Consider the following 26,317-nt stretch of genomic DNA (forward strand, 5'->3'; position numbering starts at 1 on the left):
CGCGCCGGTTCCCGTTCGGGGGGTCCGACCTTTGTGGCGTAGGCGGGCGCGTCGCGGGCTGCTAACCTGGGACCGAACGCAACCCGGACGACGATCATGCAGGCCAGCCCTCTCGCCCCCCAGCTCCGCACCTTCGGGACGGCGCTGATCGTGGACGACCACCCGCTCTTCTGCGACGCCCTGTCGATGACGTTGCGCGCCGTGGCCGGCATCGCCCGGACCGAGACGGCCGACAGCCTGGCCGCCGCGCTGGACCGGCTCGAGACGGACGGGATCGACCTCGTCGTGCTCGACCTCAACCTCCCGGACGTGAGCGGGCTGGACGGGCTGCTGCGGCTGCGGGCGGCCGCGAACGGCCTGCCGGTCGTGGTCGTGTCCTCGGTGGCCGACCACAGGATGATCGCGGCGACGATCCGCGCGGGGGCGGCGGGCTTCGTCCCCAAGCACAGCCAGCGCGACGTCTTCCGCCGGGCCCTGGCCCAGATCGCCGCCGGCGGCGTCTTCGTGCCGGAAGGCGTTGTGATCGAGGACGAGGTGCCCGCCACCGGACCCGAGGAAGCGATCCGCCGCCTGTCCCAGTTGACCCGCCAGCAGGCCCGCATCCTCGAGCTGATCTGCGAGGGCAAGCTCAACAAGCAGATCGCCTTCGACCTGTCGATCGCCGACGCGACCGTGAAGGCCCATGTCACGGCGATCATGCGCAAGCTGGGCGTCCAGACGCGGACGCAGGCGGTGCTCCTCGCGCGGGAGGTGAGCTTCTCGACGATCTTGCACGACTGAGGCCGCTGCAGCTACGCTCCGGGGCGAACCGGACTAGAACATGACATGGTTCGCTGGGGAGGAGCATCATGGAGAGGAGCGAGGCGCTGAGCCTCGCGCCGCGGACCGGCATGCCACGGGTCCGTTCGGCGCAGGTCCCGCATGACGAACCCGACGCCCTGGGCCAGCTGGCGCAGGGCCTGGGCGGCGACCTGGCCCTGGTCGCCCTGTTCGTGACGCCCTTGGCCGATTTCGCCGCCGTCATGGCCGCCGCCTGCCGGCTTTACCCGGACGCCGTGGTCGTGGGCTGCACCACCGCCGGAGAGATCGGCGTCCAGGGCTATGCCGAGGGCGTGATCGTCGGGCTGGGCCTGCCCCGCGCCAACTTCGCGGTGACGCCCATCCTGGTGCCCGACCTCGACGCCCTCGACGGAGAGCAGCTCGTGGGCGACATGATCCGGTCCCGCACGAGCCTCATGGCCCAGGAGCCGCGCTGGCGGAACGAGTTCGCCTTCCTCCTCGTGGACGGGCTGTCGGTGCGCGAGGACGAGCTGGTCTCGGCCCTGGCGGTCGGGCTGGGCCCGATGCCGCTCTTTGGAGGATCGGCCGGGGACGGGAGCCACTTCCGGGAAACCTTCGTGGCCCTGGGGGCCGAGCCGCGCCGCCACGCGGCCGTGCTTTGCATGGTCCGCACCGATTGCGAGGTGCAGGTCTTCAGCCTCGATCACCTCAAGCCGTCGCAGACGCGCATGGTCGTGACCGAGGCCGACCCCGCGCGCCGCATCGTCCACCAGATCAACGCCGAGCCCGCCGCGCGGGAATACGCCCGCGTGCTGGGCAAGGACCCCGAGCAGCTGTCGCCCATGACCTTCGCGGCGCATCCCGTGGTCGTGCGCTTTGGCGGCACCCACCATGTCCGGGCGATCCAGCGGGTGCTCGACAACGGCGACCTCGTGTTCTTCTCGGCCATCGACGAGGGGCTGGTCCTGACGCTCGCCGAGGCCGAAGACATGGCCCAGCATCTCGACCGCGAGCTCAAGCGGATCCGCCGCGGCCGCGAGCCCGAGGCGATCTGGGCCTGCGACTGCATCCTGCGCCGCGTCGCCGCCCAGGAAACCCAGCAGACCCGCGCCCTGTCGGCCATCCTGTCCAAGAACCGCGTCGTGGGCTTTTCGACCTACGGCGAGCAGATCAACGGGATGCACGTCAACCAGACCATGACCGGCGTCGCCATCTTCCCTCCCCCCGATCCCTCGTGACGCGATCATGCCAGCCATCGCCCTGATCGACCCGACCGAACCCCTGGAACGGCAGAACGACAAGCTGCTGCGGATCTGCGATGCCCTGATGAAGCGGGTCGAGCAGATCGACGACGACCGGGGCGTGGCCTACAACCAGTTCCAGCGCGCCGTCCTGCTCGAGGATCAGGTGCGCGAACGGACGCGCGACCTCGAGCACGCGCTCGACCTCCTCAACGAATCGAACGCCCGCCTCGCCGCCGCCATACGCGAGACCGAACGGGCGCGCTCGGACCTGGCCGGGGCCATCGAGACGATCCAGGAAGGCTTCGCGCTCTTCGACCCCGACGACCGGCTCGTGCTCTGCAACTCGCGCTTCGCGATGCACCTGCCCGACATCCGCCACGCCCTCGAGCCCGGCCTGACCTTCGAGGGCTACGTGGCGCTGGTCAGCCGCAGCGCCCATCTCGACCTGCCGCCCGGAATGACCCGCGAGGAATGGCTGGTGAGCCGGATGGCCCGCCACGGCGAGACCCACGTCGTCTTCAACGTCCGCATGGCGGGCGACCGCTGGGTGCAGGTCAGCGAGCACCGGATGACGCGGGGCCAGACGGTGGTCATGCAGACCGACGTGTCCGACATCATCCGATCCGAGCGCGAGGAGCACGGCAAGCTGCTCGACGACCAGGCGCGGCTGATCCGGGCGACCCTGGAGCACATCGACCAGGGCGTCTGCATCGTCGACCCGCGGGGGCGGCTCGCCGGGTTCAACCGGCGCATGGCGACGCTGCTGGGCCTTCCGCTCACCTATCTGCGGCCGGGGCTGGACGTGGACCTGGTCCTCAACCGGCTCCGGTCCGACGCGAGCTTCGGGCCCGGCCCCTCGCCCGACGACGTGCTGGCCTGGGTCCGGCAGGATGGCGGCCGCAAGCCGCTCCGCTTCGAGCTGCGACGCGGCGAAGGCAAGTGGATCGACGTCTTCGCGGCCGAGATGCCCGACCGCGGCTTCGTGATGAGCCTCACCGACGTCAGCGCCGAACGTGAATCCGCGCGGGCGCTCCACGAGGCCAACGAGATGCTGGAAGCCCGCGTGGCCTCGCGCACGCTGGAGCTGGAGGACGCCCTCGCCGTGGCCGAGCGGGCCAACGCCTCGCGCACGCGGTTCGTCGCCGCGGCGAGCCACGACCTCCTCCAGCCGCTGTCGGCGGCCAAGCTCTACCTGTCCTCGATATCGGACGAGATGTCCGACCCGTATCACCGCGAGGTGGTCAACAAGGCCCAGAACGCCCTGGCCTCGGTGCAGGACATCATCGAGGCGCTGCTGGACATCTCCAAGCTGGAGTCCGGGCGCGCCGCCGCCGACATCCGGACCGTGGACCTGGGCACCCTCCTTGCGCAGCTTCGCGACGAGTTCGCGCCGGCGGCGGCGCTCAAGGGGCTGAAGCTGACCGTGCGGCCCTCGGCGCTGCGGATCACCACCGATCCCACCTACATCAAGCGGATCCTCCAGAACCTGATGGCCAACGCGATCCGCTACACCGAGTCCGGGCGCGTCCTTGTCGGCGCGCGGCGGTCGGGGGGGATGGTGCGGATCGGGGTCCACGACACCGGCCCCGGCATCCCCGAGGCCGAGCAGGAGAACATCTTCAAGGAATTCCACCGCCTGGGCCGCCGCGCCTCGGCCAGCGAGGGCCTGGGCCTGGGCCTGGCCATCGTGGACCGGGCCTGCGCGATGCTGGGGCATCCGCTGACGCTCGCCTCGGTGCCGGGACGGGGCACGGCCTTCACCGTCGCGGTCCCGCTGTCCGAACGGAGCGGCCACATCCCGATCGACCCGCGCCGGGCCCTGTCGGGGGACTGGCGGCATGATGGGCTATCGGTGCTGGTGATCGAGAACGACCTCGACATGCGGCGGGCCCTGTCGCTCCTGCTGCAAAGCTGGGGCGTGCGGGTGCTGGGCGCGGGCTCGGCCGAGGAGGCGCTGCGGCGGCTGGGTCCCTCGGGGCTGCGGCCCGACGCCCTTCTGGTGGACTTCCAGCTCGATGACGGGGAGACCGGGGTGCGGGCCATCCAGCGGCTGCGGCGCAAGCTGGGGCGCCTGCCCGCCCGGATCGTGACCGCGAACCGCAGGCCCGAGGTCGCCGCCGAGGCGCGGCGGATCGGGGTCGAGATGCTCTACAAGCCGCTCGACCCCTTGATGCTCCACCTGTTCCTGGGCTCCCTCGCCCTGGGCCGGATGGGCTGAGGCGCGCGCCCGGCAAAGGTCAGGCGAGAGGGGCCGGGCGGCGGCGGGATGCGCGCCCGCTCGGCGTCGCTGGCGGCCCGGCGGCGCAGGATCTCGAGCCGCAGGCTTTCCTCACCCCGCTGCATGGCCCAGTCGTGGTTCGCCGTGAACAGCGGGCGGAGCAGCCAGGTCAGCGCCCGCAGGACCGGCTTCCTCGCCTGCACCTGCCAGTCGTAGCGGATCACCGCCACGGGCCCCTCCTGGGCAAAGCTCCATTCGCCCCGGCCGGTGAAGTCGCCGCTGGGGACCAGGACGACCCGGCGCGGCGGATCCACCTCGGTCACGCGGAAGCGCCAGCGGAGCGTGTAGGGCAGCCAGCCCTTGGTGAGCAGCTCCACCTCCTTGCCCAGGCCCGTGGCGTCGCCGGGGGCCAGTTCCTCGACCGCGAGGTAGACGGAGGGCCACCATTCGGTGAGGCGGGCGATGTCGCCCAGCACGCCGGCGACCTCCTCCAGGGAGGCGTCCACGCGCCAGGTGGTCACGATGTGGTAGCGGCTCACGCGCAAGGGCTCCGCATCTCAGGCCCCGGCCAGCGCGTCGCGGATCTTGGTGGTCAGGAGGTCCATCTGGAACGGCTTGGTGAGGATCGCCATGTTGCGGTCGAGCTGCCCGTTCCCCACCACCGCGTTCTCGGCATAGCCGGTGATGAACAGGATCTTGAGATCGGGCCGCAGGACCCGCGCCGCGTCGGCGACCTGCCGCCCGTTCAGCCCGCCCGGCAGGCCCACGTCGGTGATGAGGAGGTCGATCCGCGCGCCGGACTGGAGGATGCGAAGTCCCGACGGCCCATCCGCGGCCTCGAGCGCGGCGTAGCCCGCCTCGTCCAGGACCTCGCGGACCAGCATCCGGATCGTCGGCTCGTCGTCGATGACGAGCACCACCTCCCCGTCGCCCGAGGGACCGGCGGCACGGTCCGGCCCGAGGTCCCCGTCCGCCTCGGCCTCGGCGGTGTGCCGGGGGAGGTAGAGCGTCATCGTGGTCCCCTGCCCCACCTCCGAATAGATGCGGATCTGCCCGCCCGACTGGCGCGCGAAGCCATAGATCATCGACAGCCCCAGGCCGGTGCCCTGGCCCAGCGGCTTGGTGGTGAAGAAGGGATCGAAGGCCTTGGCCGCGACCTCGGGCCCCATGCCCGTCCCGGTGTCGGTCACGCTGAGCGAGACATACTGCCCCGCCGCCAGGTCGAGCTGCGAGGCCATGCGCGGATCGAGCCAGCGGTTCGCCGTCTCGATGGTCAGGCGCCCGCCATCGGGCATGGCGTCGCGCGCGTTGATGCACAGGTTGAGCAGCGCGTTCTCGAGCTGGTTGGGGTCCACCAGCGTGGCCCAGAGCCCGCCCGCCCCCACGACCTCGAGCTGGACCGAAGGTCCCACGGTCCGCCGGACCAGCTCCTCGATCCCCTGGACCAGGCGGTTCACGTCCGTCGGCTTGGGATCCAGCGTCTGCCGCCGCGAGAAGGCCAGGAGGCGGTGGGTCAGCGAGGCCGCGCGCCGCACCGCGCCCTGGGCCGCCACGAGGTAGCGCTGGGTGGCCGGGGCGTTGCCCTGCTCGATCCGGGTCTGGATCATCTCGAGGCTGCCGCCGATCCCGGTCAGAAGGTTGTTGAAGTCATGCGCGAGCCCGCCCGTGAGCTGGCCGACGGCCTCCATCTTCTGCGACTGGCGCAGGGCCTCCTCGGCCTCCACGAGCTGCCGGGTGCGCTCCTGGACGCGCTGCTCGAGCGTCTCGTTGAGCTCCTGGAGCGCCACGGCGCTGGCCCGCAGCTCGGCCTCGGCCCGCACCCGCTCGATATGCGCCCAGGACCGGTCGACGACCTCGCGGGTGAGCGCCAGCTCGATGGGGGACCAGCGGTGCGGCGTCCTGTGATGGACGGCCATGAGCGCAGTCAGCCGGCCTTCCTTGACCAGGGGCATGCAGATCGTGGCCGCGATGCCGATCCCCTGGAAGGTCGAGGCGGCCTCGGGCGCCAGCTCCTCCTGGACGTCGTTGACGATGAGCGGCTGGCCGGCCCGGAGCCGCCGGACGGCCCTCTCGCCGAAGGCGGCAAGGCTGTAATGGCCGACGATGCTGCCCGACCCCGGCGCGGACCAGTCGCCGCGGATGGTGAAGCCGTCCTGGTCGGGGTCCATGTCCGCGTAGGCGCAGATCGACACGCCCATGTGCTGGCCCAGCCGCCGGGTCGTCATGTCCATGACCTCGTCGGCGCCGGCGGCGACCGTGGTCTCCCGCCCGAGCTCATCGAGGAAGCGCAGCCGCTCGGTCCCGGCCCGCAGGGCCTGCTCGGCCCGGCGCCGCTCGACCATGACGCGGGTGCGCTCGGCCACGTCGCGCAGGAAGGCCAGCTCCTCGGGGAGCCAGGGGCGCGGGTCCGCGTGGTTCAGGAAGAAGATGGCGACGGTCCGCCCCCCCTCCACGACCGGGATGTTCAGGATCGCGCGCGCTCCGATGGCGCGGATGGCCCCGGTCGCGGCGGCGGTGCGGGGATCGGCCTCGGCATCCTCGATCACCACGGTCTCCCCCCGCGCGAGGTCCTCGATGAAGGAGCCGTAGTCGCGGAAGCGGCGCAGCCCGGCGATGCTGCGGACTCCGGGGGCGTTCCAGTCCTGCTCGATCAGGATGGTCTCGGCCTGCGGGTCGACCGAGCCGTAGCCCGCGCGGTCCACGTCGAGCGTCTCGCCCAGGATGCGTCCGGCGGCGAAGGAAATCTCGCCGGGGCTGTCGAGATCGCGGAAGGCGTCGCTCAGCCGGACGAGCGCGTCCCTCATCCGCTCGGCCCGCTTGGCGTCCGTGATGTCCAGCGACACCCCCGTGAGACGGGTCCAGCGGCCATCCTCGCCGGGGCTGGGACGTCCCCGCATCGCCACCCACCGCGTGCCGCCCCCGGGGGGAAGCACCCGGAACTCGACCGCGAAGTCGGAGCCCCGGGAAAGGCTGTCGGCCATGACCTCCTCGACCATGGACCAGTCGGCCGGATGCACCGATTCCAGGAACTCGGCGTAGCTGCAGGGCGAATCCGGGTCCCGACCCGCGTTCTGCCGGCAGATCGGGGAGGAGGTGAGCTCGTGGGTCGACAGGTCGAGCGTCCAGGCCCCGAACCGGCCCGCGGCCAGGGTGAAGCGCAGCTCCTCCTCGCGGGCCTGCTGCTCCCTCAGCCGGCCGTTGAGCTCGGCCACCAGCGCGGCATTGCTGCTTTCGAGGCTCGCCAGCCGTTCCCGTTCCAGGGTGACGTCCACTTGGCTCGCGAAGAAGTAGGCGAGATTGCCTTCGGCGTCCCAGACCGGCGCCATGAGGAGACGATTCCAGAACGCCTCGCCGTTCTTGCGGTAATTCCGGATGTCCACCTCGATCGCCTGGGAGGACTTGACCGCCGTGCGAATGGCCCGCCGTGTCGCGGGATCCGTGTCGGCCCCCTGCAGAAAGCGGCAATTGCGTCCAAGGATCTCTTCGCGGTCGTAGCCTGTCAGGCGGCAGAACGAGTTATTGACGAAGACGACCGGATTGTCCTCGAGCCGGGGGTTCGTGATGATCATCGGCATGCGCGTCGCCCGCACCGCCGCGACGAACGGGTCCGTGCCGATGTCGAGGCCGAAGATTTCCGCGTCGATGCGTTCGGCGTCGAGCTTGGCCTCCTCCGTCGGCATCCGTCCTGTAGGCTTGTCCAATCGATCTACCCATGTCAGTCCGGGCCGCCCATGGCGCGACCGGGTCGGACCCGGCGCATCGCAAAGCCCATCTTCCGCCATCATCTAGGTCGGCGTCCTGACCCGACCAAGAGCGCTTCGCTGCGTTGTGCGCAGCCGGTGAGCGGCACGCTCCGGCACGGCACCCGGCCCGCGGACCGGGGCCTGGATGCGGCCCATGGCGAGGTCCCGGGCACCCCCTGGGACGCTTTGCCGCAATCCCCCGGAGCGGCCTTTCGGGCGTGATCACAATGCCGAAATCATGGGCAGATCGGAACCAGGCAAAGGACGGAGCGGGATCACGGCGACGGGAGGAGCAACCGCCAGCCCAAGGAATGCGCAGTCCGTTCGATCGCACTAGGACCGACATCTCGGGTTGCAATCATATCAAGTTTGACTGTTAAACTGTTGGGAGGTGGAGATTCGCGCAGCGATTCGGTCGGACCACCTCGCAGGCGCGTGACGATGGCCCGAACGTCGGTGATCATCGTGCGTTCATCCGTTTGCATATCCGTTATGCAGTTCAGGAATGCCCAATTCCTGAGCGACCGGCAAAAACCCGCCTCTTTCAATCCTCTAGAACAGGCGGAACGAGGCCGGAGCTTAGCGGTTAAGCAAGGGCCCTCTTGCAGGTGCAGCATCTTAGCGCAACTGATCCACGCGGGTGGCCTGCACCCTTTCTCCGACCGAATCCGAGACCATGTTCCTGACTTCCCCACTGACCCCCTCGCGGCGGGACCTTCTGAAGCTTGCGGCCGTATCGGCGCTCCTGCCGCGCCTTGCGCGATCGGCGGAGGCCCAGGAAGGCCAGCCCTTCTCCTTCGATGCGCTGTCCGAGGAGATGCGGGCAGCGGCGGCCCAGCCCTGGGCGCCCCCGTCCCCTCCGCAGGGATGGTGGGGCGAACTGGATTATGACGGCTACCGCATGATCCGCTTCCGCGACGAGGAGGCCCGCTGGCAGGACCAGCCGGACCTGTGGCGCCTTCAGGCCTTCCACATGGGCTGGCTCTTCCCCGAGCCGGTCCGCCTGTTCGACGTGACCGACGGGACCGTGCGGGAGCTCGCCTTCACGACGCACGACTTCGAATACTCGAACGCCCTCGAGGGCCGGGTTCCGGCCGACAGCGCCCTGCCGGGCGTCGCCGGCTTCAAGCTGAACTGGCCGCTCAACAGCCCCGACCGCATGGACGAGGTCGTGTCCTTCGTCGGCGCCAGCTACTTCCGCGCGCTGGGGCGCGAGAACGTCTACGGCGCCAGCGCCCGGGGCGTCGCGCTCAACACCTGGCTGCAGACGCCCGAGGAGTTTCCGCGCTTCTCGCGCTTCTACGTCGCCCACCAGGGCGAGACCGCGACCATCCACGCCGTGCTCGAGGGGCCGAGCGTCATGGGCGCCTACCGCTTCGTCGTGCGCCCGGGCAATGCGACCGAGATGGACGTCACCGCGCGGCTGTTCTTCCGCTCGGCGGTCGAGGAGCTGGGGATCGCGCCGCTGACCTCGATGTTCCTGTTCTCGGGCCAGAACCGGGCGGATTTCGACGACTACCGGCCGAACGTGCACGACAGCGACGGCCTGCGGATCGTGCGCGCCGACGGCGACATCATCTGGCGGCCGCTGGACAACCCCGGGCGGCTGGCCTCCTCGTACTTCTCGGAATCCGCGCCGCGGAGCTTCGGCCTCTACCAGCGCGACCGCAGCTTCGAAAGCTATCAAGACCCTGGCGCCCGCTACGACCTGCGTCCCTCGATCGAGGTGGTTCCGCAAGGGGACTGGGGCAACGGCTTCGTGCGGCTAGTGGAGATCCCGACCGCGCTCGAGGCCAACGACAACATCGTGGCCTTCTGGGTGCCGCAGCAGAAGGTCCAGGCCGGCGAAGCGCGGGAGTTCTCGTACACGCTGCGCTGGGGCGACCTGCTCCCGGACTTCGAAGGTCCGCTGGCCGTCGTCACCGAAACCCGCGCGGGCGCGGGCGGCGTGTCAGGGATCGAGGCGCTCGAGAATGCGCGCAAGTTCGCTGTGCACTTCAAGGGTGGCAAGCTGGGCGCGCTGCCAGCGGACGCCGAGCTCGAGCCGGTCGTCACGGTGTCGTCTGGCCATGTCGTCACCGCCATCGTCGAGAAGCTGCCCGAGACCGGGGATTGGCGGGTCATCCTGGACATCGGGGCGGAGCGCGACGCCACCGTGGAGATCACCATGCACCTGGCCGGCTACGACGAGCGTCTGACCGAGACCTGGGCTTATCAGTGGGTGAACGTCTGATGCTGGACGGAAGCCAACAGTTCCTCTTCTTCGAGGACGAGCAGCGGGTGGACACGGTCCTCCCGCCCTACGCGCCGCTTGCGATGCCGACCCAGATCCTCGAACGCCGGCGCCGGCGCTGGAGCCTGGGGTGGTGGCGCATGTTCATCCTGCTCGCCCGCTGATCATGGCCGACCGGACCGTCATCGCCCGTGCCGTGGCCCTGGGGGCGGCGGCGGTCCTGGCCGTCGTGGCGCTCGGGCTCCTGCTGTATGGCGGGGGGCTGAACGCGCTCAGCCTGCTGCAAGGCCTCGCCGTGCTGGTGGCGACCTTCTGGCTGGGCTTTGGGGCGGGGTTGGTCCTTCTTGGCCTCAGCGCCCGCTTCGCCCCCCCGCCCGAGGTGGAGTTCCGCGGCCGGGCCGTAGTCCTGATCCCGATCTGCAACGAGGATCCGTCCGACATCTTCGCCCGGATCGCGGCCATGGACGTGGAGCTTCAGCTCAACGGGCTCTGGCGGCAGGTGGACATCGCCGTCCTGTCCGACACCAAGTCCGAGGGCCTGGGCGCCGAGGAGGAACGCCTGTTCCGCCGCCTCCTGGCCGAAACCGGGGGCGAGGGCCGGCTCTTCTACCGCCGCCGCTCGGACAACCGGGGCCGCAAGGCCGGCAACATCGAGGACTTCATCCGCCGCTCGGGCGGAGCCTATGACCATGCGGTGATCCTGGACGCCGACAGCCTCATGGCCGGGGACACGATCGGCCGGATGCTTCGGCGCATGGAGGCCGACCCGCGCCTGGGGCTGCTCCAGACCGTGCCCGCCATCATCGGCGCGCGGTCGCGCTTCGGGCGGATGATGGCCTTCGCCGGCAGCTTCCACGGGCCCGTCTTCTCGAAGGGGCTGGCGCAACTCCAGGGCCGGACGGGGCCGTTCTGGGGCCACAACGCCGCCGTCCGCGTGCGCGCCTTTGCCGAAAGCTGCGGCCTGCCCGAACTGTCGGGCCCCCCGCCCTTCGGCGGCCATGTCCTCAGCCATGACTACGTCGAGGCCGCGCTCCTTGCGCGGGCGGGCTGGACCGTGCGGCTCGATCCCGACCTCGGCGGCTCCTACGAGGAAGGGCCCGAAAACATGCTGGCCTACGCCAAGCGGGACAGGCGCTGGTGCCAGGGCAACCTCCAGCACGCACGGATCCTCCTGGCTCCGGGGTTGCGCCCCTGGAGCCGGTTCGTCTTTGCCCAGGGCATCTTCGCCTATGTGGTGCCGGTCCTTTGGCTGACTTTCGTCATCCTGGGCCTGGCCGGCCGGATGGAGTCCACGAGGTCCGCCCAGCTCGCGGCCTTGGTGCTGGCCCTGCTGTTCATCCCCAAGCTGCTCGTGGCCGCCTCGGCGCAGGGCCGGGCGCGGCAGTTCGGGGGTCATCTTCTCCTGCTGGCCTCGGTCTTCGCGGAAGTGCTGCAATCCAGCATCATCGCCCCCGTGCTCCTCATGTTCCAGGCCCGCTCGGTCATGCAGGTGGTGCTCGGGCGGGATGGGGGCTGGCCGTCCCAGGCCCGGGGCGACGGCCGTCTGAGCTGGGAGGAAGGCTGGCGCGCGGGCTGGTGGATCACGCTCTGGGGCCTGGGCTTCCTGGCGACCTGCTGGTTCATCGCGCCCGACCTGCTGCCCTGGCTCCTTCCTCTTGCCGGGCCGATGGCCCTGGCCCCCTTCATCATCACCTGGACCTCGCACCCGCCGCGCACGCGCCTGTTCACGACGCCCGAAGACCTGAGCGCCTCCCCCGTGCTGCGCCGCGCCGCCGCCGAGCGGGCGCTGTGGTCCAAGCCCGATCGCATGCCCCTGGTCCCGGCGCCCCCCAAGTCGCGCCGCGTGCACCATGCGTGAACTCAACCCGGCCGAGATCCGGCCGGCGACCCCTGTCGTCCCTGCCCCGCTGGGCGCTCCGCGCAAGGCGCGCGACCCTCGGCTGGACGTCCTCAGGGGCGTGGCCCTGGTCACGATCTTCATCGACCATGTGCCCACCAACGCCTATGAGGCGCTGACGCTTCGCAACTGGGGCTTTTCGGACGCTGCCGAAGGCTTCGTCCTCATGTCCGGGGTCTCGGCAGGACTGGCCTACGGGCTCGCCTTCCGTCCGGGGGGGCAGGCCTGGACGGGGCTCGCGCGGGTCTGGTCCCGGGTCTGGACCCTTTACCTCGTGCATGTGCTGGTGACCGCGCTGGCCTTCGCGCTGGCGGCGGGGCTGGCGCTCTGGGCCGGCATTCCGGGGCTGCTGCGGCTGAACGGCATCGACGGGATCTACCTCCATCCCCTCCAGACGATGGTCGCCCTGCCGCTGATGATCGACCAGCTGGGCTATGCCAACATCCTGCCGCTCTATTGCGTGCTTCTGGGGGTCACGCCCGCGCTGCTCTGGGGCGCCTGGCGACGGCCCTGGGCCGTCCTGGCCGGGTCGGCGGCCCTCTGGTACCTGGCCGCAGAGTTCAGGCTGAACATCCCGACCTGGCCCATCGAGAAGGGGTGGCAGTTCTCGCCCTTCGCGTGGCAGATCCTGTTCGTGCTGGGCCTGTTCACCGGCATCCGGCTCAAGGAGGGGCGCCGCTTCGTGCCCCGGCGGGGCTGGCTCCTGGCGCTTTGCGCGGGGTTCGTCCTGTTCGCGCTCGCCTGCCGCACGATGCCCCCTGTCGCCCGGCTGATGCACGAGGGGTTGGGCTGGCTGGGTCAGGCCGGCGCGCCATGGCACCTTATCTCGTTCGACAAGATCTGGGAAACGGCGCCCCGGCTCGCCCATGCGGCGGCGCTGGCCTATCTCCTGTCGGCGCTGCCCGCCATCCGAAGCGCCTGCGCCCAGCCCTGGGCCGCGCCCTTTGCCCTGCTGGGCCGCCACGCCCTTCCGGTCTTTGCGCTGGGATCGGTGCTCGCCTTCCTGTTCCAGGGCATCAAGACCGAGACGGGCGAGAACTTCCTGTTCGACAGCGTCATGCTGGGCTCCGGGCTGGGCCTGCAGTTCGCCCTCGCCCTGGCCAAGGACCGCTGGCCCGCCCGCTGAGGGGCGCCCCCCTCAGGCCCGGACGACGAACTGGGCGGGCGCGCTCTCGGCCCGGACCATTCGCCCGTTCGGAAGGTCGTTTCCATCGAGCTTCCAGGCGATCTCGTCGGGGGTCAGCTGATAATGCTCCCATCGGCGGGTCAGCCGGGCCCGCAACTCCTCTTCGGGCACGTCGATCATCACGGTCACGTCGAACAGCGGTTGCAGGCTGTTCCAGGGCGCCCGGTCGAGGAGCAGGTAGTTCCCTTCGCTCACGATGACCCGGACCGAAGACGGGATCAGGCGGGCCCCGGCGCGCGCGATCTCGATGTCGCGGTCAAAGACGGGGACGGCCACGGCGGCCTCGTCATTGGCCCTCAGCCGCAGCAGGGTGTGGCGCAGCCCTCCGACGTCGAAGGTCTCGGGGGCGCCCTTCCGGGGTCGCAGGCCGGCCGGGACGAGGTACAGGTCGTCGTAATGGAAGCCGTCCATCGGCAGGAGCGCGGCCAGCCCGGGCGTCGCCTGGTTCAGCCGCTCCACCAGGCCTTCGGCCAGCGTGGACTTGCCCGAGCCGGGCGCCCCGGCAATTGCGCAGATGGTGCGGGCTCCATTCACCGGCGCGGCCAGCCGCCGCGCCAGTTCGTCAAGATCGGTGGGCGTCATCAGATCAGCCTGTATTGCTTGGCCTTGTTGCGGAGGAAGGGCAGGCCCTTGTCCATCACCTCCTCGAAGCTTTCCGCGACCGGCCGCCAGACCGCAAGGCCATAGCCCACCTCGGGCGGCATGTTGATGAAGCTTTCCATCGCGAGCCCGCCCTTGAAGCCGATGGCGGCCAGCGTGGCATAGACCTCGTCCCAGTCGCAGGTCCCCTCGCCCGGGGTGCCCCGGTCGGATTCCGACAGGTGGATGTAACGGAGATGCTCGCGGGCATCGAGGATGCCGTTCCCGACGCCCTTCTCCTCGATGTTCATGTGATAGGTGTCGAGGTGGATGAAGATGTTGTCCGCCCCCACCTTCTCGATCATCCACTTGGCCTGCCAGCCGGTGTTGATGAGGTGGTTCTCGTAGCGGTTCACCGGCTCGATGCCGAAGGCGAGGCCGAGCTCCTTGGCGTACCGGGCCGCCGCCTCGAGCGCGCGGGCGATGTTGTCGTACTCCTGCTCGGTCGGGGGCACGCCGGTGCGCTGCCCGATGCCGCCGAAGGTCACGCCCGACAAGGCCTCGGCGCCCATGGCCTTGGTGACGTCCATGGCCTGCTTGAGGTGCTCGATGGCGCCGTCGGGATTCACGCTGGCCCAGTTCCGTTCGGGCAGGCCAAGGGAGCAGACGGCCCTCATGCCATGCGCCTCGAGGAGCGCGCGCGTGTGGGGGGCGTCGACCATCGGCGCATTGAGGAGCGCGATCTCGATGAAGTCCATCTTGTAGGCCGCCGCGGCGGGGATCGTCCGTTCCGCCCCCGCGCGGTCCCAGTTCATCGTCCACATGCTGGTGTGGACGCCGAAGCCTTGCATGTCGTCAGTCCTTTCGTGTCTTGGCCCGCCATCGCGCGACCAGGGTTCGTATGATCATCACGCCGATCAGGAACAGCCCCCAGATCGCGGTCGACAGGTGCTGGTTCGCGCCCAGGAGGTTCAGGCCCGAGGACAGGACCTGCAGGATCACCAGGGCGATCACCACGGGAAGCACCTTGCCGAAGCCGCCGAAAGGGTCCACCCCGCCCAGGAAGCAGGCCAGCACCGTCACGAGGAGCAGCGACTCCCCGTGCCCCATGCGGACGGAGTTGAAGCGCGACAGCATGAGAACGCCCGCCACCGCGCACATGAGCCCCGACAGGGTGTAGATCAGGACCAGCGTGCGCCGGACATTGATCCCCGAATAGCGCGCGGCCTGTGGGTTGGAGCCGATCATGTGGACGGCAAAGCCGTGCCGGGTGTGGGACAGGAGGACATGCCAGGCCAGCGCCGCCACCCCGAAGATCAGGAGCGGAACGGGCACCCCGGCGACCAGGCCGTGGCCGATCGGCTCCACGAAGGACGGAAAGCCCGAGATGTCGCCGCCCCGGGTCAGGAACTCGCCCAGCCCCCGCAGGAAGATCATCATGGACAGCGAGACGAGGATCGGGTGCGCCCCCGTCACGGCGATCACGAGGCCCATGACGCCTCCGGCGAGCCCGCCGGCCCCAAGCGCCAGCACCGATCCGAGCACGAAGGCCATCGGCCCGGCGTCCAGGCCGCCATGGGACTTGAGCACCCAGGCCAGGGTCAGGCCGCAGATGTTGGCGGTCGCGATGATCGCGAGGTTCAGCCCGCCCGAGATGATCGGGATCAGCATCGCCAGCGTCAGGAGCCCGAGTTCCGGGAGCTGGAATGCGATGGAGCCGAAGTTCGCCCCGCTGAGGAAGCGCGGCGCGATGGCGCCGAACACCACGACGACCAGCAGCAGGAACCCCAGGAGGCCCAGGATCTCGGGCGCGATGCGGGGCGTCCGGCGCAGCGGCGCGACGGTCATGGCCGGGCCCTCCGGGGCTGGGCGCGGACAAGCTCGACGCCCGAGGTGGAGATGGCGATGAGGATGATCGCGCCGACGACCATCTTGAAGGCATAGGGCGACACGCCGAGCAGGTTGAGCCCGTTCTGGGTGATGGCGACCAGCATCACCCCGAGAAAGCAGCCGATCACCGAGCCGCGCCCCCCGCCGAGCCGCGCGCCCCCCAGCACGACGGCGGCCAGCACGTCGAGCTCGCGCCCGTAGAGCGCGTTGGGCACCACCTCGCGGGTGATGTTGACCTGCATGAGGCCGGCGATCCCTGCCATGGCTCCCATCCAGCCGAAGGCGACGAACCACATCGCGCCGGGCCGGATGCCGATGCGGCGGGCTCCTTCCGGGTTGTCGCCGAAGGCATAAAGCTGGCGGCCGACCGTCGTGTGCCGGATCAGGACCCAGGTGGCCAGCATGCAGGCCAGCATGACGGCGACGGCGAGCGTGAGCTCGGCCCAGCTTCCATCCGCGGTCTGGTGCTCCCAGATCAGGATCCGGCGGGTCCACCAGGAGGGCAGGCTGTAGATCCCCCGCCCGGCCGTCAGCCACATCATCAGCCCGAAGAAGGCGTTGAAGGTGGCGATGGTGACCACGATCGAGATGACGCCGAAGCCGTGGATCAGGGCGGCGTTGATCCAGCCCAGGGCCACGCCCAGCGCGATGGCCACGACGAAACCGAGGATCCAGGTCCCGCCGCCCAGGGCCTCGAGGACATGGACCGCCAGCACCTGCACCACCGACGCCGCCACCGCGAAGGAGATGTCGATCCCGCCCGCGATCAGCACGACCAGGAGACCGACCGCCCAGATGACGTTCACCGCGCTGTTGTTGAGCAGCGACGCCAGGTTCACGGGCGAAAGGAAGCTCGGCGAGGCCAGGGACAGGCCGGCGCAAAGGACGAGCAGGACGGCGAGGAGCTTGGCCTCGGTGGGGTAGTCGCGGAGCAGCCTAGCCATAGACGGCCTCCTCGAGGGCCGGGAGTGGGGTTCGGCGGGGGTCGTACTCGCCCAGGATGCGGCCCTGGGCCATGTGCAGCACGCGATCGGCGTTCTGGTGGACCTCGGGCACCTCGTCCGAGATCATCAGGATGGCGAGCCCCTGTTCGGCCAGGCGGCGGACGATGCGGAATATCCCCGCCCGGGCGCCCACGTCCACGCCGACGGTCGGGCTGTCGAGGATCAGGAGCCGCGGCTGGGTGGCGAGCCACTTGGCCAGCACCACGCGCTGCTGGTTGCCGCCCGACAGCGTCGCGACCGGGTCCTCGGGCAGGCCGAGCTTGATGGAAAGGTCCCGGATCCAGCCCTCCACGAGATCCCGCTTGGCGCGGCCCGAGATGAGCCCGGCCGGGCCGGTGATCCGCCGCAGCACGGACATGACCGTGTTGTCGGCGATGGATTGCGGCTGGATCAGCCCAAGGGCGAGCCGGTCCTCGGACACGTAGGCCACGCCGGCCGCGATGGCGTCGCGGTTCGAGCGAAAGGCGACGTCGCGCCCCTCGATGCGGATCGTGCCACGGTCGGGGCGGGTCATCCCGAAGAGCGCATGGCCCAGCTCGGTCCGGCCGGCGCCGATCAGTCCGGTGAGGCCCACCACCTCCCCCGCCCGGACGACGAGGTCGATATCCTCGAATTCGCCGTTCCGGGACAGGCCGCGCACCTCGAGGACGGGGCACGCGCCGGCCATGTCGCGGGCGGCGACGACCGAGTCGAAGGTCCGGCCCGTCATCAGCTCGGTCAGCCGGGCGGGCGTCATGCCCTGCGTCGGATAGACCCCGACGAGCCGCCCGTCGCGCAGCACGGTCACCCGTTCGCAGATGTCCAGCACCTCGGCCAGGCGGTGGCTGACGAACACGACGGCCACCCCGCGCGCGGCCAGGGTGCGCACGATGGCCAGCAGGCTGTCGGTTTCGGACTGGGTGAGCGAGGCCGTGGGCTCGTCCATGAAGATGAGCCGCGCGTCCTGCACCAGGGCGCGGGCGATGGCGACGATCTGCCGTTCGGCGATCGGCAGGGTCCGGAGCCGGGCCTCCAGGTCCAGCTCGACCCCGAGCCGGCCGAGCGCGGCCCGTGCGGTCCCGTGCAGGCGGGCATGGCTCACGAGACGGGGGCCGCGGCCCATGAGGGTCTCGATGGCGATGTTCTCTGCCACCGTCATCTCGGGAAATAGCGCGAGGTCCTGCCAGATGACCGCGATCCCCGCCCGGCGGGCGGCATCGGGCGTCATGCGGGCGACCGTCTCGCCGAAGACCTCCATCCGGGCGCCCGGTTCGGGCGCGTGGACGCCGGTCACGATCTTGATGAGCGTGCTCTTGCCGCAGCCGTTCTCGCCCGCAAGGCAGTGGACCTCGCCGACCCGGACCTCGAAGGCGATGTCGTCGAGGGCGCGAACGCCGCCGAAGACCTTGGACACCTGCGACAGGCGGAGGGCGAAGGGGGGATCAGCGGCCATGCGGCACCCGGACGGCGGGCGGCCGGGCCCGAGGACCCGACCGGTGCGAGGACGTCGGCCGGGCGCCGGAGCCCCCGGCCGCGCGGCGGATCAGAGCCCCATCTCCGCAAGGCCGTCGACGGTCTCGGCGTTGATGGCAACGAGGTTGTCGGTGATGATGTCGTGCCCCTCGGGATCGGGGGACACCACGCCCAGGCCCGGAATCTCGGTGCCGTCGGCGATCTGCTGGCCTTCCACCAGCATATCGCCCAGGGTCACGAAGACCTTGCCCGCTTCCATCGGGTTCCACATGAACCCGCCCGAGATCGCGCCGGAATGGATCAGGTCGCGGCCCTGCCCCGGCGAGAACGGCCCGAACACGTGGACTTGGCCCACGGCCCGGCGCTCCTCGATGGCGCGGCCCGCCCCGATGGGACCCTGGCTGCCGAAGGCGAGGAAGCCCTTGAGGTTCGGATGCGCCGCCATCAGGTCGAGAGCGGTCCGGCGCGAGTCGTCGACGTTCTCGGCCACGCCGTAGCGTTCGCCCACCGGCGTCATCTCGGGATACTTGTCCTGGAGGTAGGCGATGGCCGCGTCGGCCCAGGCGTTGTGCAGCGGCACCGTGAGCGAGCCCACGAAGACCGCGTATTCGCCCGTGCCGCCCATCGCCTGGGCGAGAAGCTCCGCATGGGCCTCGCCGAAGCCCTGCGCCGAGGCCATCTCGAAGTTCCAGTCCACGTTCTGGAGCCCGGGCCCTTCGTGCGACACCACGAGGATGCCCGCGTCACGGGCCTTCTGGAGCACCGGCTCCAGCGCGGCCTCGTCGTTGGGGACCACGCCGATCACGTCGACGCCGCGCGCGATGAGGTCCTCGATGGCGCGGACCTGAAGCGCGGGGTCGGCGCTGGTGGGGCCGATCATCTCGGCTTCGACGCCAAGCTCGGCCGCCTTTTCCTGGATGCCCTGCTCCATGGCGTTGAACCAGGGGATGCCGCCGATCTTGACGACGACGCCCATGGTGGGCGCCTCCTGGGCGGCGGCGGGCAGGGCCAGCAACGCCGCGAGAGCGGGTCCCGCCAAGATGGCGGCGCGTCGGTTCATCATGTCGTCCTCCCATGTTCCGCCGGGTTGGTCCCGGCTTTCATCGCAGGCAGGCGTCAACGGACCGTTGGAGCATCGCGCGGTCCTCCTCCGCGCGGCGCAACACCTTGCGCAAACGATGGAGCCAAGGGCATCAAGGAACCGACCCTACGTCAACAGAAATCTTCGGCGCCACTGTGAACGATCCACGCCCCCTGCGGCCCAAGCCGACCCTTCGGGACATCGCCCGGCTCAGCGGGGCCTCGACCTCCACGGTCAGCTCGGTCCTGTCGGGCACCTGGCAGGCCCGCCGGATCAGCGAGATCACCGCCGAGCGCATCCGCAGCATCGCCGGAGCCCAGGGCTATTCCACGAACCGGCAGGCCCGGGGCCTGCGCCGTGGCCAGTCGGAACTGGCCGGCCTGATCCTGCCCATGCACGACAACCGGTTCTTTGCCGCCATCACCCAGAGCTTCGAGGCCGAGGCGCGGGCCCGGAACCTCTGCCCCGTGGTCGTGTCCACCCTGCGCGACCCGCGCGAGGAGATCCGGACGGTCGAGCGGCTGATCTCGCAGGCGATCGACTTCCTGGTGATCGCGGGCGCCACCGACCCGGCGGCGATCGGCGCGCTTTGCCGTGCGGGGGGCGTGCGGCACGTCTACCTCGACCTGCCCGGCCATGACGCGCCCTCCGTCGTCAGCGACAACCGGGCCGGGGCGGCGCTCCTGACCGAAACCATCCTGGACCGGATGGAGTCCGGGACCGCCGGGCCGCGCGGGCGTCCCTATTTCCTGGGCGGCGCCCCCGCCGACGCCGCGACCGCCCGACGGATCGAGGGCTTCCGCGAGGTGGTCGCAGCGCGGCTGGGCCCGGTCGACCCGGACCAGGTCATCGCCTGCGGCTACGCCCCGTCCCGCGCCCGGGCGGAGATCGCCGCTCTGCGCGAGCGGCTGGGCGGGCTGCCCGTCGCGCTTTTCGTGAACGCGATCACGGTGTTCGAGGGCGTGCTGACCCATATCGTGACCCTGCCCCCCGCCGAGATCGAGGGCTGCGTGATCGGCTGCTACGACCACGATCCGATCGCCTCGTTCCTGCCCTTCCCGGTCCACATGATCCGGCAGAACTCCGAGGCCCTCGTCGCCCGCGCCTTCGAGCTGATCGACGCCGAGGTGGACGCGCCGCTGCTGGTGGAGATCGCGCCGGACCTGGTGCCGCCCCGGTCGATCCATTCGACCCGCTTCGACCTGGGCTGACGCGGCGCCCCCTCAGGCGGAATCGGACGGCCCGGCGCGGGATTCGCCGCGATGGACGCGGCCCAGCCCATCCGCGTAGCGCCCGAACAGTCGGGAGAAGATGGCCACGTCCTCGTCGGACCAGTCGGCGAAGATGTCCATCAGCTTGGCCCACTTGAGCTCGCGGAACCGGGCCAGAACCTCGTGCGCGCGGTCGGTGAGGAGCAGGACGGACTTGCGCCCGTCGTCCTGCGCCGCGGCCCGGGTCACATAGCCCCGCGCGATCAGGTCGGCGGCGATGCGGCTCGCCCGGGAGGGGTCGAGGTTCATCTCCTCGGCCAGGAGGCCGATCGTCGCCGGTTCGCCCCGGTCGCGGCCGATGCCGTTCTGGATCCGGGTGATCGCGGTCAGGCCATGGAACTGCGTGAGCTCGAGGTCGAGGCCCAGCTCCGCCAGGAGCCGGCCCTGGATCTCGCCCTTGAGCAGGCGGCGGTGCCACAGGAAGAGCGCCCGGTCGAGTTGCACCAGGGCCTCGGCCGCCTCGGGCGAGCGTCCCTGGGCCTGGGCGATCTGCATGGCTTCGTCCTGAAAGGACGGCGTGCGGCACCGGGGGGCGGAAGGGCTGGTCATGGACGCAATCTGGGCAGGATGCCTGCGCATGTCAATAATATGCGCGACGCACATATATGCCGTTGACACAAGGCGGGGCCCGGCCTAGCTCTCGCGCCATTCGGCCCGGCGTCGCCCGGGCCCTGCCCCGGAGCCCCCATGTCCGTCCCCACCCCTGTTGCCGCCCCGGCGACCCATGAGGCCCCCAAGGCCCGGCTCGTCATCGTGTCGATCGGCCTCCTGCTGCTGCTGGCGGCGCTCGACCAGACGATCGTCTCCACGGCCTTGCCGACCATCGTGGCCGACCTCGGGGGGCTCGAGCACCTGAGCTGGGTGGTGACGGCCTACATCCTGTCCTCGACGGTCGTGGCGCCGCTGTATGGCAAGCTTGGCGACCTGTACGGACGGCGCAACACGGTGGTCGTGTCGGTGGGACTGTTCCTGCTGGGCTCGGCGCTGTGCGGGCTTGCCACGACGATGACCTTCCTCATCGTGGCGCGGACGATCCAGGGCCTGGGCGGGGGCGGGCTCTTCGTGCTGGCGCTGTCGGTCATCGGCGACGTGATCCCGCCGCGCGACCGGGGCAAGGTCCAGGGGGTCTTCGCGGCCGTGTTCGGCGTGTCCTCGGTCATCGGGCCGCTGATCGGCGGCTGGTTCGTCGAGGCCTTCAGCTGGCACTGGATCTTCTACATCAACATCCCGGTGGGCGGGCTTGCGGTGGCGGGGTTCCTGGCCTCGTTCCGGCCGACCGCCTCGCGGGTGAGCCATTCCATCGACTGGCTGGGCGCGGCGCTGCTGTCGGTCGCGCTGGCCGCGCTCACGCTGGTCACGAGCCTGGGGGGACGGACCTATGGCTGGACGTCGCCGCAGATCCTGGGGCTGGCCGTGCTGGCCGTGGCGGGCACCCTCGCCTTCCTCGCGGTCGAGCGGCGCGCGGCCGAGCCGATCCTGCCGCTGGGCCTGTTCCGGCTGAACGTGTTCTGGGTCACGAGCGCCATCGGCTTCATCGCGGGCGCGTCGATGTTCGGGGCGGTCACCTTCCTGCCCATCTACCTTCAGATCGCCAAGGGCGACACGCCCACCGAGTCGGGCCTCATGCTGATCCCCATGACGGCGGGGATCCTGACGGCCTCGACGATCGCCGGGCGCTACATGGGGCGGACGGGGCGCTACAAGTGGTTGCCGATCTTCGGGACAGGCTTCATCGTCCTGGGCATGCTGCTCCTGTCGCGCATCCAGCCCGACACCTCGGTGCCGGTCTTCGCGGTTTCGCTGGCCTGCGTGGGCCTGGGCATGGGCTGCATCTTCCCGGTGGTGACGACGGCCGTGCAGAACGCAGTCCCCCGCGAGATGCTGGGCACGGCCACGGCGGCGGGGCTGCTGTTCCGGCAGGTCGGGGGATCGCTGGCGGTGGCGGCGTTCGGGGCCCTCTTCGCGGCGCGGCTGGCGGGGGCGGTGGACGGCATCGAGCTCGGCGGGGGCGAGATCGGGCCGCAGATGCTCGCGGGGCTGCCGCAGGCGACGCGGGACGCCCTGGCCCTGCACGTCGCGGACGCCCTGCATCCGATCTTCTGGGTGGCGGCGGGCCTGGGGGCGCTGGGCCTTCTGTTCGCCCTAATCCTCCAGGAGGTTCCCCTGGCCAGCCGCCGGATCCCCACCAGCGAGTGACCCGTCGGCCGGGACCGGGCGCGGCGGAATCGCCACGCCGGGGATCGCCCTGCCCCGCCGCCTCTTTCGCGGGCGCCGCGCCCGGGGCGATACAAGGGCGAGCAGACCCGGCGCAGGGTCGCTGCCGGTGTGCCGCGCGGCCGGGCCGCGGGTCGGAGCATCCCCCGGCAGGGCCTGCACGCCCGGGTCGCGGCCACCGCGAAAGGACCCGGCATGAAGCCCGCCCGCCCCGATCACCCCGCACCCGCCGACGCCGGGGCGCGTGCCGCCGTCGCTCCGGTGGTGTGCTATCCCGTGGCGGGGCTGCCCGACCCCCATCTGGCCGCCCTCCGGGCCGTACGCCCGGGCTGGAGCAAGACCTCCGAGGTGATCGTCCCCCCGCGCGAGGCGCGCTGCTTCGACGTGCCCGCCGGGCATTTCTTCCGGATCACGAGCCTGGACGGCCCGCAGGTGGGCGACCTCAACCTTTGGTCGGCCGACGACCTGTCCGAGCGGTTCTTCTCCGGCAAGACGCGGGCGCTGCACGGCACCCACCTGTCGAGCGGCGACCGGCTCTGGTCCTCGCTCCCGCATCTGCGGCCCATGGCCACGATCACCGAGGACACGCTCGACTGGTATGGCTTCGACGAATTCGGGGGCTCGGTCCACGACGTGATCGGCACGCGCTGCGACCCCTACACCCACAACCTCCTGTCGGGCGGCGGCCAATACCACCATTGCTGCCATTCGAACCTGACCCGCGCCCTCGCGGAGCGCACGGGCCTGCCCCTGCGTGAGGCCGAGCCCCATGTCCATGACGTGCTCAACGTCTTCATGTGCACGGGATTCGTCAGGGGCACCGGCCAGTATTTCATGAAGGCCTCGCCGGTCCGTCCCGGCGACTTCCTCGAGTTCTTCGCCGAGATCGACCTTCTGGGCGGGCTGTCGGCCTGCCCGGGCGGCGACTGCTCCTCGGAGCATTCCTCGGACCTGGCCGCCTGCCACCCGCTGCGCGTGGAGGTGTTCCGGCCGCAGGGCGCCCCGGACGGCTGGGTCCCGCCCCCGCGCAACGGCTACGACCGCAGCCATGGCGCCTGAGGGGCCTTCTGTGGAACGGGACCCGCAGCGCCTATCTGCATGGCGACACAGGAGTTGACGACGGCCCCGGCGTGACCCAGGCGAGCCCATCCCACCAGACCCAGGCCGAGTCCCTGTCGGGGCTGACGGAGCGCGTGACCTTCCACAGCCCCGAGTCGGGCTTCTGCGTGCTCCGCGTCAAGGTCCGGGGGCACCGGGACCTGGTCACCGTCGTGGGCCACGCCGCGACGATCTCGGCCGGGGAATGGGTGACCGCCTCGGGCGACTGGGTGAACGACACGACGCATGGGCGGCAATTCCGGGCGAGGCTTCTCCGGACCTCCCCGCCGTCCTCGGCCGACGGGATCAGGCGCTATCTCGGCTCGGGCCTGATCCGCGGCATCGGCCCCGTCTACGCCGAGAAGCTGGTCGCGCTCTTCGGGGAGGAGGTCTTCGACATCATCGAGGCCGCGCCCCAGCGCCTGCGCGAGGTGGGCGGCATCGGGCCCAAGCGCGCGGCCCGCATCGCCGCCGCCTGGGCCGACCAGAAGGTGATCCGCGGGATCATGGTGTTCCTGCACGCGCATGGCGTGGGCACGGCACGGGCGGTGCGGATCTTCAAGACCTACGGCACCGAGGCCGTGGAGGTCATGACCGGGAACCCCTACCGCCTTGCGCGCGACATCCGGGGCATCGGCTTCAAGACCGCGGACATGATCGCGGCCCGGCTCGGGATCGCGCCCCACGCCATGATCCGCGTGCGCGCCGGGATCTCCTTCGCCCTGACCGAGGCCATGGGCCAAGGTCACTGCGGCCTTCCGGTCGAGGATCTGGCAACCCTGGCCGAGAAGCTCCTGGAGGTGCCGCGCCCCCTGGTCGACGAGGCCATCGCCCTCGAGGCGGCCGAGGGAACGGTGATCGCCGCCCCTGTCGGCGACACGCCCTGCCTGTTCCTGGCCGGGCTCCACCACGCCGAGCGCGGCATCGCGGACCGGCTGAGGAGCCTCCTGTTCGCCCCCCTCCCCTGGCCCGGGATCGACGCCGCCAAGGCGCTGCCCTGGATCGAGGAGCGCACGGGCGTCACCCTCGCGCCCAGCCAGGCCGAGGCGCTGCGGCTCGCGCTCCGGTCCAAGGTGCTGGTGATCACCGGGGGGCCGGGCGTGGGCAAGACGACTCTGGTGAACTCGATCCTCCGCATCCTGGGCGCCAAAGGGGTGCGGCTCCTCCTGTGCGCGCCCACCGGCCGGGCCGCCAAGAGGATGGCCGAGGCCACCGGGCTCGAGGCCAGGACCATCCATCGCCTGCTCGAGCCCGACCCGCGGACCGGCGGGTTCAAGCGGGGCGAGGACAGCCCGCTCGCCTGCGACCTGCTCGTGGCGGACGAAAGCTCGATGATCGACGTGCCGCTGATGCATGCGCTGCTGCGGGCGGTTCCGGACTCGTCCGCGCTGCTGATCGTGGGGGACATCGACCAGCTCCCCTCGGTCGGGCCGGGGCAGGTGCTGGCGGACCTGATCGGCTCGGGCGCGGTCCCGGTGGTCCGGCTGACCGAGGTGTTCCGGCAGGCGGCGCAAAGCCGGATCGTAGCCAGCGCCCACCGCATCAACCAGGGGCGGATGCCCGACCTGGCGCCGGGCGAGACGGGATCGGATTTCCACTTCGTGCCGGCCGACGACCCTGACGAGGCGGTGCGGCGCGTCCTGGCGCTGGTGACCGGGCGGATCCCACGGCGCTTTGGGCTGGATCCGGTGCGGGATGTCCAGGTGCTTTGCCCCATGAACCGGGGAAGCGTGGGGGCGCGGGCGCTCAACGTCGCGCTGCAGGGGGCGCTGAACCCGACGGGCGGCCCCCGGGTCGAGCGGTTCGGCCATGTCTTCGCGCCGGGCGACAAGGTCATGCAGGTCGAGAACGACCCCGAAAAGGAGGTCTTCAACGGCGACATCGGCTTCGTGGGCCGGGTGGACCCCGAGGAGGGCGAGCTGGTGGTCCGCTTTGACGGGCGGCCGGTGACCTACGCCTTAGGCGAGTTGGACGCGCTGCAGCCCGCCTACGCGGTCACGGTCCACAAGAGCCAGGGATCGGAATATCCGGCGGTGGTGATCCCCGTGATGACGCAGCATTACAGCCTGCTCCAGCGCAACCTGCTCTACACCGGGGTCACGCGGGGCAAGCGGCTCGTGGTGCTGGTCGGGCAGGCCAAGGCGGTGGCCATGGCCGTCCGGAGCACCGCGGGCCAGCGCCGCTGGTCCCGGCTGCGGGAGTGGCTGGCCCCCGGCCCGGGCTGAGCGCCGGCCGGCCTTAGGTGGAGACGCCCGGACGTCAATCGGACGAATTGGCGAGTTGCCCTTCCGTCGGGCCGAATGCTTCAGTCCTCGCCCAGAGCCGCGGAATCGTGGCCGAACGGGAGGAGCGGAGAGCGATGAGGACGAGGGTGATGGCGGTGGCGGCCGGGGCGCTTCTGGGTCCGGGCCTGGCCTGGGCGCAGGA

General features: G+C 70.7%; 20 protein-coding genes. 11 read left to right on the forward strand and 9 right to left on the reverse strand.

Annotated elements, in window-relative coordinates; translation table 11 throughout:
• Positions 1–96 precede the first annotated feature (96 nt).
• The 3 genes from J3P31_RS19950 (at position 97) to J3P31_RS19960 (ending at position 4,242) form a co-directional block, all read left to right on the forward strand.
• Positions 97–780 (forward strand): response regulator transcription factor, encoded by a 684-nt coding sequence (locus J3P31_RS19950; RefSeq protein ID WP_210530284.1) that lies wholly within the window; start codon positions 97–99, stop codon positions 778–780.
• Positions 781–848: 68 nt separating this feature from the next.
• Complete coding sequence (locus J3P31_RS19955; RefSeq protein ID WP_210530285.1) at positions 849–2,018, forward strand: FIST N-terminal domain-containing protein; 1,170 nt, start codon at positions 849–851, stop codon at positions 2,016–2,018.
• Between the two features lie 7 nt (positions 2,019–2,025).
• Positions 2,026–4,242: a hybrid sensor histidine kinase/response regulator gene (locus J3P31_RS19960; RefSeq protein WP_210530286.1), complete on the forward strand. Its 2,217-nt coding sequence runs from the start codon at positions 2,026–2,028 to the stop codon at positions 4,240–4,242.
• Here the strand turns inward: J3P31_RS19960 and J3P31_RS19965 are convergent.
• Both J3P31_RS19965 and J3P31_RS19970 read right to left on the reverse strand, forming a co-directional pair.
• Positions 4,173–4,781 (reverse strand): SRPBCC family protein, encoded by a 609-nt coding sequence (locus J3P31_RS19965; protein ID WP_210530287.1) that lies wholly within the window; start codon positions 4,779–4,781, stop codon positions 4,173–4,175. The two genes, J3P31_RS19960 and J3P31_RS19965, sit on opposite strands and share 70 nt — an antisense overlap.
• An 18-nt stretch (positions 4,782–4,799) precedes the next feature.
• Positions 4,800–7,922: a GAF domain-containing protein gene (locus tag J3P31_RS19970; protein ID WP_210530288.1), complete on the reverse strand. Its 3,123-nt coding sequence runs from the start codon at positions 7,920–7,922 to the stop codon at positions 4,800–4,802.
• A gap of 739 nt (positions 7,923–8,661) precedes the next feature.
• Here J3P31_RS19970 and J3P31_RS19975 point away from each other — a divergent pair.
• The 4 genes from J3P31_RS19975 to J3P31_RS19990 are packed head-to-tail and all read left to right on the forward strand — an operon-like array spanning position 8,662 to position 13,241.
• Positions 8,662–10,218 (forward strand): OpgD/OpgG family glucan biosynthesis protein, encoded by a 1,557-nt coding sequence (locus tag J3P31_RS19975; RefSeq protein WP_210530289.1) that lies wholly within the window; start codon positions 8,662–8,664, stop codon positions 10,216–10,218.
• Positions 10,218–10,382, forward strand: coding sequence for a hypothetical protein (locus J3P31_RS19980; RefSeq protein ID WP_210530290.1), 165 nt, complete (start codon positions 10,218–10,220; stop codon positions 10,380–10,382). The genes J3P31_RS19975 and J3P31_RS19980 overlap by 1 nt, the downstream gene beginning before the upstream one ends.
• A 2-nt stretch (positions 10,383–10,384) precedes the next feature.
• A complete protein-coding gene (gene mdoH, locus J3P31_RS19985) occupies positions 10,385–12,076 on the forward strand; it encodes a glucans biosynthesis glucosyltransferase MdoH (protein ID WP_210530291.1) in 1,692 nt (563 codons plus the stop codon).
• Positions 12,069–13,241, forward strand: coding sequence for an OpgC family protein (locus J3P31_RS19990; RefSeq protein ID WP_210530292.1), 1,173 nt, complete (start codon positions 12,069–12,071; stop codon positions 13,239–13,241). Before mdoH ends, J3P31_RS19990 begins: the two co-directional genes overlap by 8 nt.
• Before the next feature lie 12 nt (positions 13,242–13,253).
• Here the strand turns inward: J3P31_RS19990 and J3P31_RS19995 are convergent, their stop codons facing one another.
• From J3P31_RS19995 to J3P31_RS20020, 6 genes are all read right to left on the reverse strand, one after another.
• Positions 13,254–13,883 carry a nucleoside triphosphate hydrolase gene (locus J3P31_RS19995; protein WP_210530293.1) on the reverse strand — a complete coding sequence of 210 codons (630 nt, stop codon included), beginning with the start codon at positions 13,881–13,883 and terminating at the stop codon, positions 13,254–13,256.
• On the reverse strand, positions 13,883–14,731 hold the full coding sequence (locus tag J3P31_RS20000; RefSeq protein WP_210530294.1) for a sugar phosphate isomerase/epimerase family protein: 849 nt from the start codon (positions 14,729–14,731) through the stop codon (positions 13,883–13,885). Before J3P31_RS20000 ends, J3P31_RS19995 begins: the two co-directional genes overlap by 1 nt.
• A gap of 4 nt (positions 14,732–14,735) precedes the next feature.
• Positions 14,736–15,728, reverse strand: a complete 993-nt coding sequence (locus J3P31_RS20005; RefSeq protein ID WP_210530295.1) for an ABC transporter permease — start codon at positions 15,726–15,728, stop codon at positions 14,736–14,738.
• Entirely contained in the window at positions 15,725–16,714 is a 990-nt protein-coding gene (locus tag J3P31_RS20010; protein ID WP_210530296.1) for an ABC transporter permease, read from the reverse strand. Before J3P31_RS20010 ends, J3P31_RS20005 begins: the two co-directional genes overlap by 4 nt.
• Complete coding sequence (locus J3P31_RS20015; RefSeq protein ID WP_210530297.1) at positions 16,707–18,206, reverse strand: sugar ABC transporter ATP-binding protein; 1,500 nt, start codon at positions 18,204–18,206, stop codon at positions 16,707–16,709. The genes J3P31_RS20010 and J3P31_RS20015 overlap by 8 nt, the downstream gene beginning before the upstream one ends.
• Before the next feature lie 90 nt (positions 18,207–18,296).
• Positions 18,297–19,289: a substrate-binding domain-containing protein gene (locus tag J3P31_RS20020; RefSeq protein WP_246849703.1), complete on the reverse strand. Its 993-nt coding sequence runs from the start codon at positions 19,287–19,289 to the stop codon at positions 18,297–18,299.
• A 173-nt stretch (positions 19,290–19,462) separates the two neighbouring features.
• Between J3P31_RS20020 and J3P31_RS20025 the strand changes: the two genes are divergently transcribed.
• Positions 19,463–20,518 carry a substrate-binding domain-containing protein gene (locus tag J3P31_RS20025; protein ID WP_368373121.1) on the forward strand — a complete coding sequence of 352 codons (1,056 nt, stop codon included), beginning with the start codon at positions 19,463–19,465 and terminating at the stop codon, positions 20,516–20,518.
• A 12-nt stretch (positions 20,519–20,530) separates the two neighbouring features.
• Here the strand turns inward: J3P31_RS20025 and J3P31_RS20030 are convergent, their stop codons facing one another.
• Positions 20,531–21,073: a MarR family winged helix-turn-helix transcriptional regulator gene (locus J3P31_RS20030; RefSeq protein WP_210530299.1), complete on the reverse strand. Its 543-nt coding sequence runs from the start codon at positions 21,071–21,073 to the stop codon at positions 20,531–20,533.
• 192 nt (positions 21,074–21,265) lie between these two features.
• Here J3P31_RS20030 and J3P31_RS20035 point away from each other — a divergent pair, with 192 nt between their 5' ends.
• The 3 genes from J3P31_RS20035 to recD2 all read left to right on the forward strand — a co-directional run bounded on the left by J3P31_RS20035 (position 21,266) and on the right by recD2 (position 26,115).
• Positions 21,266–22,774: an MDR family MFS transporter gene (locus tag J3P31_RS20035; RefSeq protein ID WP_210530300.1), complete on the forward strand. Its 1,509-nt coding sequence runs from the start codon at positions 21,266–21,268 to the stop codon at positions 22,772–22,774.
• 213 nt (positions 22,775–22,987) lie between these two features.
• Positions 22,988–23,851 carry an urea carboxylase-associated family protein gene (locus J3P31_RS20040; RefSeq protein WP_210530301.1) on the forward strand — a complete coding sequence of 288 codons (864 nt, stop codon included), beginning with the start codon at positions 22,988–22,990 and terminating at the stop codon, positions 23,849–23,851.
• 71 nt (positions 23,852–23,922) lie between these two features.
• Positions 23,923–26,115 (forward strand): SF1B family DNA helicase RecD2, encoded by a 2,193-nt coding sequence (recD2, locus tag J3P31_RS20045; RefSeq protein WP_210530302.1) that lies wholly within the window; start codon positions 23,923–23,925, stop codon positions 26,113–26,115.
• The last annotated feature ends 202 nt before the right edge of the window (positions 26,116–26,317 follow it).

It is taken from the genome of Rubellimicrobium arenae, assembly GCF_017916275.1.
GTDB classification, from domain to species: Bacteria; Pseudomonadota; Alphaproteobacteria; order Rhodobacterales; family Rhodobacteraceae; genus Rubellimicrobium; species Rubellimicrobium arenae.